Annotated in this window: 5 protein-coding genes and 4 pseudogenes; 2 read left to right on the top strand and 7 right to left on the bottom strand. The window is 59.4% G+C overall.

Going from position 1 to position 6,686, the window contains the following annotated elements:
- Positions 1-329, top strand: a pseudogene (locus GCT19_RS40475) (IS66 family transposase); the annotation flags it as partial.
- A gap of 92 nt (positions 330-421) precedes the next feature.
- Here GCT19_RS40475 and GCT19_RS40470 read toward each other — a convergent pair.
- The 5 genes and pseudogenes from GCT19_RS40470 to GCT19_RS44720 all read right to left on the bottom strand — a co-directional run.
- Positions 422-1,438 (bottom strand): site-specific integrase, encoded by a 1,017-nt coding sequence (locus tag GCT19_RS40470; protein ID WP_152854983.1) that lies wholly within the window; start codon positions 1,436-1,438, stop codon positions 422-424.
- The gene (locus tag GCT19_RS44145) at positions 1,435-1,980 is read right to left on the bottom strand and encodes a tyrosine-type recombinase/integrase (RefSeq protein WP_018437920.1); all 546 of its coding nucleotides are present in this window, start codon (positions 1,978-1,980) and stop codon (positions 1,435-1,437) included. Before GCT19_RS44145 ends, GCT19_RS40470 begins: the two co-directional genes overlap by 4 nt.
- The gene (locus GCT19_RS44140) at positions 1,981-2,406 is read right to left on the bottom strand and encodes a hypothetical protein (RefSeq protein ID WP_026229161.1); all 426 of its coding nucleotides are present in this window, start codon (positions 2,404-2,406) and stop codon (positions 1,981-1,983) included.
- Positions 2,403-3,002 (bottom strand): site-specific integrase, encoded by a 600-nt coding sequence (locus tag GCT19_RS40460; protein WP_375792065.1) that lies wholly within the window; start codon positions 3,000-3,002, stop codon positions 2,403-2,405. Before GCT19_RS40460 ends, GCT19_RS44140 begins: the two co-directional genes overlap by 4 nt.
- Positions 3,003-3,050: 48 nt before the next feature.
- Positions 3,051-3,257, bottom strand: a pseudogene (locus GCT19_RS44720) (tyrosine-type recombinase/integrase); the annotation flags it as partial.
- Between the two features lie 1,177 nt (positions 3,258-4,434).
- Between GCT19_RS44720 and GCT19_RS40450 the strand changes: the two are divergent.
- Positions 4,435-5,054 (top strand): annotated as a pseudogene (locus GCT19_RS40450) (IS66 family transposase); the annotation flags it as partial.
- On the opposite strand, the pseudogene GCT19_RS40445 reads toward GCT19_RS40450, so the two are convergent.
- Positions 5,029-5,274 (bottom strand): annotated as a pseudogene (locus GCT19_RS40445) (transposase); the annotation flags it as partial. The pseudogenes GCT19_RS40450 and GCT19_RS40445 sit on opposite strands and share 26 nt — an antisense overlap.
- 415 nt (positions 5,275-5,689) lie before the next feature.
- Positions 5,690-6,686: IS4 family transposase (locus GCT19_RS40435; protein WP_152854981.1), on the bottom strand; the 997-nt coding region annotated here is incomplete at its 5' end.

Genomic DNA, 6,686 nt, shown 5'->3' with positions numbered 1-6,686 from the left:
CGACGCTGCTGCAGCCGCTCGTTGAAACGCTGCGTCGTCACGTGATGTCGGCGACGAAACTGCACGCCGACGACACGCCGGTTCCGGTGCTTGCACCGGGTAACGGCAAGACCAGGACTGGTCGCCTGTGGGTGTACGTGCGCGATGACCGTGCATCGGCCGACATGACGCCGCCGGCGGTGTGGTTCGCCTATACGCCGGATCGCAAGGGAATCCATCCGCGACAGCATCTGGAATCATTCAACGGCACGCTGCAAGCCGATGCATACGGTGGCTACCAGGCCATCTACGAAACCGGGCGCGTCACCGAGGCGGCCTGTTGGGCGCATTATCCCGAGTTGAGTTTTATGCCGAGTCAGCCGGCGTCGCCTTTGTGCGGTCAGCTGTTACGCGTCGCCGATCACGGCATAAATCTCGGAAGTCAGAGAGAGTTCAGAGACGCCAGAAGGTTCGGTGTGGGCTTCCAGGGCTTCGCTTTGGCAGGCTGAATTCCTGCGTGCTGCCAGAACGTTTCCAGCGCATCACGTTTCATTTGCAGGTTGGTTGCAACGTAGCGTCCGGTCGTAGCGATACTCACATGGCCAAGATAGTCGCGAATCACGGTTATATCGGTGCCAGACTGTAATAGCGAGACGGCGCAGCTATGTCGCAAGACATGCGGTGTGATCCGCTTACGTGCCAGCCCAAGAAAATCTTGTGCGGCGGCTTGCACATGCCGGCGCAGGATGTAGGCGATCCCATCGCGGCTCAATGCTTCGCCCCGACGGTTAAGAAAGACGTGCGGTTGCTGATCAGGGTGAGCGCCCATCCGGAGGCGATGCAGCGCATTGACGGTGTCACGCCAAAGCGGCAGGACACGATCCTTGCGACCTTTACCGTGCAAACGAACCTGCCGAGGTGCGGCCAGTTGCAAGTCGCGCCAGCAGAGGTCTGCTGCTTCGCTAACGCGTGCGCCGGTATTGTAGAGAAACAACAATAGCGCATAGTCTCGACAGCCATCAACCGTTCTCGGATCGGGCCTCGCGAGAAGTGTGCGTACCTCCTCGGCTTCCAGATAGGTCGCGGGACGATGCCGCACCTTCTTCGCCGGAATGACAAGTGCTCGAGCATACTGCTGCGAGTGCACGATGTCTGTACGCAAGAGATGCCTGAAGAAGCTTCGGATGGCGGATCGCCGGCAATTGCGTGTCGCCGCAGAATTCGAGCGATCCTTCTCCAGATGAACCAGGAACTGGCTGACGGTCTCAGCGTTCATGTCGTCGAGCGCAATTGCCGAAAGACTGCATCGCTTGTTCGTGGCCACGAATTCGAAGTACAGCTTCAGCGCGTCGCGATAGGCATGGACGGTGTGTTCGCTCGCGCCTCGCATGCTTCGAAGGTTATCGGTAAAGAATGACTCGACGCGCGTGAACAACGCGGCCGATGGTAGGGTCTTCATTCAACGGCCCCCGCGTTGCGCAAATGACGCAGGAATCGTTGGCTGGCGAGTTGAAGGAGGTGAGGTGTCGCCTTCAGGTACACCTCGGTACCGAGGACATCTTGGTGACCCAGATACGCTGACAACCACGGGAGCTTTGCATGCATGTCGGCTCCGGCTTCGGCCCATGCCGTGAGCCGATGCACGGCAAAGGCGTGGCGAAACTCATAAGGTCTGGCGCCGACCCGGCCTGCCGGTGGCTTGATAGATAATTGACGAAGCAGTCGACGGAGCGCATCGGACGCTGACTTCACGGTGAGCGGCGTACCATCAAGCCTGATGAACAATGTTCGCGGCTCGCTAACGCCGAGACGTCCGAGAATCTCGTGACGCACATGAAGGTACTGACGCAACTCTCGCGCGAGGTCGGGGCGAAATGGAACGATACGCGATCGTCCCTTGCTGTGCGTGATCAGGAACGTACCGCGCTTTAGATCCACATCGTCCATTCGCAGGCGGACTGCTTCGCCCAGTCGCAGGCCGGTACAGTACAGAATCAGCATTCACGTGCGCAGCATCGGTGCCCAGATCCATCGACCATGATGGATGCTCGCCACCCGCAGCATCCGGGTCACTTCATCGTGCGAAAAAATGTAGGGGATATAGTGCGATTCCTTGACCGGCGCGAGCGCATGCTCGGGCACATATCCGGATGGATCCTCTCGACGTCGGTACATGCAAAGCTGCCGTACTACGCCGAATTCCAGCCCCACCGTGACCGGCTTACGGCCGGTTATGCGCGACAGCCATCGTCCGATAGCCTCATCGAGGGCGACCTCGGATTGCCAACCCCATTGTTCAGCGACGAATCGGATGAAGCCGTTGAGCACGAACTCACCGCGCAGATATTGCACACCCATCGCACGGCGAAATCGGAGAAACTTCTCAACGTCGTGCGCCAAACAGGCCGCTGTCACGAACGTTCTCATGATGGAACCGGAAGGGAGATGTCGCGCAAGGTCTCCGTTGCGATACGTACATATGCCGAGATGGAGCCCGGGTCGCGATGGCCGAGAATCTCGGAAATAACTCGCGGATCTGCCCCGAGGTCGATCTGGCGAGCAGCATGGGAATGTCGCAGCACATGACTGCCGAGGTACGGTGCCGTCAGTCCGGCTACAACTGCATGTTTGGCTATGACATGCCAGACAGCTGAAGATGCCGTAAGTGGTGCGAATGGTAGCTTCAACTGGACGAACAGATATCGGGTCGCGGTATGTGGAGGCCTTCCACCACGAAGATAGCGAACCAGTGCCTTCGCCACGACTGGTAAGAGTGGCAGAGTAAAGCGCGCGCCGGTCTTGGGACGCAGAACCTGCAACGTCGAGGCGGTCCAATTGATATCGTCCAGTCGTAAGCGGATCAGTTCGCCAGCGCCGAATCCATAGGTCGCCATCATCAGTAGCATGGCGTAGTCGCGCAGGCCGTGCGGATTTGATTGGTCCACGGCTGCCAGTAGCCGCTGAACGTCCTCCCATGCCAGAGCTCGGCGTGGCTGCTCGTATCTTGGTTGGACTGGAGCGATTACCGAATCGGCGAGGTTACGGGAACTACGTCCTGTGGCAAACAGGAAACGCGAGAAGGAGCGGATGCTGCAGGCAATGTCGGCCGTAGTGGTCCGCGCGTAGCGACGGCTGCAGTCGACGAGAAACGTGTCGACATCAGTCAGCGTCATCGAACGCCAAGTTCGCTCATGAACGCGCAGATGCCGTAGAAAGTAACCGACGTGGGCCAACTTCTTGTGTACGGTTGCCGCCGGGCTACCGCGATGTGTTACAAGGTAGTCCTCATATCAGCGAAGCAACGCGGTTGACGGGCGAGCGGTAACCGGCGCGTGCTGCCAACGCGGAGGATCCCGTCCCAGCACGTAATAAACCCGATTGAGAGCGTACAGAGCCGTCCGTGCGTTTGCTGCTGTGTCCGTGCTGACGCCGTGCCTTCGGGCGTACCACGTAGAAAATCGACAGGCACCATCTCGAGTTAGTTGAGCGCGTTCGTCGAGCCCGCACCGCTCACAGTATTCCCTGAAAAACCGTATCCATCTGAGGTACAGCATGGCACTGCCGTTTCCTACGGAACGGTCGTCTTGCCACACGCGAACGATCTCGGACGTCGTCGGAGATGCCCCGAATGGGTAGGGATCGGCAGCTGGATGTCGCATTCGGCGCCCTCGCTCTTATCAGATCCACCGTAAATTCGATCGTGACTGCTGTCATGCCCCGACTCTTGTTGGACAGCCGAGCTGTGACGCCCCGCATCCAGGCATGATGGCAAGAAACGCAGTGGCGCCGGCAGCTTGCTGAGGCTATGGTGCGAAAGTGTGCGCCGCAGTTCGAAGAGTGAACCACATACGTCGCTCCGCTCCGATTGCCTGGCGCCGACCGTTCCCGACAGGCTGTTGAGCGCACGCAATATTGCTTGAACCGCTCGCAGACGGCGGCGTAACCAGCGTGCGGCTGCGGGCAAACTCACGTCATCCGATCGCAGCGCATCGGCCGCGGCCTCTATGCTTCGCATGCTTGACGCGCATGCAACGGCAGAGTCGATTGAATCGAGCAGTCCAGGCAACCTTGCAGCGAGGAAATCGGGTAAGAGGCTGAAGGTCTTGTGTCCCAGAGGGCAGTACCACCTCGCGATGCGTGTCCCGAATGGCGTCGCGCGGCGGTAGGTGCCATGACGCGCAAAGCCGCATCCGCCCGAGGGGTGCAACGGACAATGTTCGAGACTCGCCGTGACCCATTCGCGTCTGGCGATATAGTGCTCGACACTCGATCGCGTTCGCAGCGGGATCTGCATGCTTGCCCCCGTTTGGACACCCTGTTCGCGCAGCGTCGCGACGAATATTATGCCGAGAAATTCGCCACGCCGATCACGACAGTCCGCTGCCGGCCAACCGCCTCACCACATAAAACGCAACTCGGGATAATGAACCTTTATGCCAAGCTCGGCATAAGGTTCACGCTCGACGTCAGTTCTATGAACTGCACGCAGCGCGCCCGAATGCGTTGAACACCGAGGCGCTTGAGCGTATCGGCGCGCTATACAGGATTGAGGAAACAATCAGGGCAAGCCGCCCGACCAGCGCCGTGCGCATCGCCAGGAGCATGCGCGGCCGCTACTCGATTAATTCCACGCGTGGCTCACAACGACGCTGGAGACGCTCTCGCGCAAATCGGATACGAGTCGGGCGATCCTCTATGCGCTGAACCGGTGGGAAGCGCTCACACGCTATTGCGATGACGGCCAGCTCGAAATCGATAACCTGCCAGTCGAACGCGCGCTATGCGGGGTGGCCATCGGTCGACGCAACTATCTGTTCGCTGGAGCAGACTCCGGCGGCGAACGTGCCGCCGCGATCTACAGCCTCATTGGCACCGCAAAACTCAACGGTATCGATCCAGAGGCGTATCTGCGCTTCGTGCTCGCACGAATCGCCGACCACGCGATTAACCGTATCGACGAACTCACACCGTGGGTCGTCGCCAATCAGCTCCGCAGCCCAGCCGGAGAATCACGATCTCCAGTCAAGACGTCGCTGCCGCCACGCTTACTTCGCAGGCAAAGTCCGCCAGGTTGAACCAATGCTGGATGAGGTGAATCCGCAACATGCGCTCCAGACCAATCGGTGGGCGCCCATTACCGCGTTTCGGGTAGTACGGTTCGACCACCGCGCACAGTTCCGCCCACGGCACAATCGCATTCATCGTGTCGAGAAACTCGTCGCGCCGCGTGCGTTTGCGTCGCGTCTCAAATCCCGCGCCCTGATCCGCTGCCATTGCGAGCGTCTGCTGCTTCATCGTTTCCTGCCTTTGCCTATGTCGTTGCACTTGAGCCCTATAACGCTTGAGCCACGTGCCCGGTGGACTTGATCAGCTTTGCCTTAAAGCGTTCGCGACGCATTAGCTGAGAGGAAGCGCATTTGCTAAGAAATGCAGTAAGCGTTGCCCGAGCCTTGCAATTACCCACTTCTTTTAGCGCGACCTCATAGCGGAGCTGGATGTCAGTTAGACGTCGCATCTCGCGCCACATAACGGTATTGCCCGGCAGAGGGTCGCTGGCGCGCGCAAGATAACCACCGAGCTGAGCGACCTGATAACGTTGCGCGCGAGGGGCGGAGCCAGGGCGCTGTGGGACGTGTCGTGAACGATGCACTGGAGTAGTTCGATTTCGGTGCGCGTCAATGCGATGGTAAGCGAGGCGCCAGCCTTGCAATTACCCACTTCTTTTTAGCGCAAGCTCATAGCCGATCTGGATGTCTGTCAGACGTCGCATCCCGCGCCACATTACGGTATTGCCCGGCAGAGGCTCGTTGGCGCGCGCAAGGTAACCCCCGAGCTGAGCGAGCCTGATAACGTTGCGCACGAGCGGCGGAGCTTGCGCGTTGTGGGGCGTATCGTGAACGATGTGTTCAAGCAGTTCGATTTCGGTGTGCGTGAACGCGAGTTCGGCGCCGGCCTGCGGCGCCGATCGGCCGAGCATGGTAATCCAGAATATGCGCCAGCTCAGAATGCAGAAGATTGCGATCAGATTCGTTAGCCGGTCGGCTGTACGAAGCCGAGACTCCTCGGCTTTGCAGCCCGATTTCAGGATCTTGTGGAAGGTCTCGATCTTCCAGCGCATTGCGTACCAGTCGAGCTTTTCGATTGCCTCTGCACGAGAGCGGACCGGCAGGATGGTGATCAGCTTCCATTCGATGCGGGCACGCCCGGGCGGCGGATCGCGTTCGTGTGCGTGCAGGACTGTTAGCTGTCGCGCAGGGTAACGGTTCTGCTTGCCGATGGGTGGCAGAACAGTCATAGGCTGGTAGCGCAGTTCGAGCGTCGCGGTCATCAGACGGCCTTTCGCGTCGCGAAGCTCGACGCGGTGGAGCCCCTTGACCTGAACCTGCTGCATGGCTTTGGAGATCGTGTACTGACCGTCTCCCGCGAGCCTGTCAACGCAGGTACGCACAAGGAAGTGGGTGCAAAGATCGTATGCGGTGCAAAAAAGCTCGTAAATGTCGCTTTCCCGATCGCCGATGTGAATGCAACGCACAGGATCGTCGAGAAGCTCGGTCGACTGGCGCATATTCTCCAGCCATCGCCAGCTTTCCTTTTCCTCAATCGGTACGCGCGTGGGATTGATATGGCGCTTGAGCTCCGAAGCCCCCTTGAACCGCTTTCTCGTCCAGAACTTCACCGCCGCCAGGCCAAGTGGCAATCCATCGCCA

Source organism: Paraburkholderia atlantica, assembly GCF_009362785.1.
GTDB lineage: Bacteria > Pseudomonadota > Gammaproteobacteria > Burkholderiales > Burkholderiaceae > Paraburkholderia > Paraburkholderia atlantica.
The sequence above is the reverse complement of the archived record's forward strand: the minus strand, read 5'-3'. Positions and strand labels throughout refer to the sequence as shown.

What these genes read in the sequence shown, in the direction of transcription:
- GCT19_RS40470 (WP_152854983.1), bottom strand. Translation starts at nt 1,438, where the DNA reads ATGAAGACCCTACCATCGGCCGCGTTGTTCACGCGCGTCGAGTCATTC.
- GCT19_RS44145 (WP_018437920.1), bottom strand. Translation starts at nt 1,980, where the DNA reads ATGCTGATTCTGTACTGTACCGGCCTGCGACTGGGCGAAGCAGTCCGC.
- GCT19_RS44140 (WP_026229161.1), bottom strand. Translation starts at nt 2,406, where the DNA reads ATGAGAACGTTCGTGACAGCGGCCTGTTTGGCGCACGACGTTGAGAAG.